The 847-nt window shown below is 68.7% G+C and carries 1 protein-coding gene; it reads right to left on the minus strand.

The features are described from left to right. Nucleotides 1-27: 27 nt before the first annotated feature. On the minus strand, nucleotides 28-756 hold the full coding sequence (locus ACLQ22_RS31875) for a hypothetical protein (protein ID WP_425695579.1): 729 nt from the start codon (nucleotides 754-756) through the stop codon (nucleotides 28-30). Nucleotides 757-847 lie beyond the last annotated feature (91 nt).

An 847-nucleotide genomic window follows, 5' to 3' on the forward strand; every position in this document is an offset into this window, starting at 1 on the left:
TCCGTCAGGTGATGTGCGACGGGTGGTCTAGGAAACTGAGGTAGCGATCCGCGGTCGCTGGCCTTTGATGCTACGGACTGGCTGGGTGGTGGTGCGTCGGACGACCTTGGTGTCGCCGTCGGTGAGTTCGATGGCCAGCGTCGTTTCGGAGACGGTCACGGTGACTGTCTGGTGTCGGTGCAGCCGACCGAGGGCGACCTTCTGGCCGGCGACCATGATGATGCCGCTGATGGAGGCTCGCCGTCGCACTCGGACGGGTTCGACCGAGGGTCGTGGTGGTGGTCCGGCTGGTCGGGCTCCGCGTAGGCGTTTTACCTGCTCGGGACGTAGCGGGTTGGTGCGGGTGCGTAACAGTTCGCGGGTGTCCAGGTCGTAGAACATGAGGGTGGTGGGCTCGACGCGGCGGCCGACGCGGCGGCCGGCGAGGATCTCGGCGGCCAGGACGATGTGTTGGCCCAGCGAGACTCCGCCGCCGCGGTTGACGCAGCGTTCGACCTCGACGGCGTCGCCGTCCTCGATCGGGGGCAGGGGTGACGGGCCGGCCGGCGTGGCGCCCTGCCGGACGAGGGTGGCCAGGTCGTTGACGCTCAGGTGAGACCGGACGGTCTTGATCCGGATGCCGGCGACGAGGACGTGGATGAGGTCGCAGTCGGCCCAGATCCGGGCCACCATTCCGGCTCGGTGGGTGCCCATCCAGAACTGGCGTTGACACACCATCAGGTTGCCCGACGCCGGCACTACCCGATCGAACTCCACCGGCCCACCAGTCCATGCTGGCGGTGACTCGGCCGGTTGAGCTGGTCCGGTGTCGGTGACGGTATGCCGGCCGGGGCGGGGACGGGGTCCA

This window comes from Micromonospora sp. DT178, assembly GCF_049841695.1.
In the GTDB taxonomy this organism is placed as follows: Bacteria; Actinomycetota; Actinomycetes; order Mycobacteriales; family Micromonosporaceae; genus Micromonospora.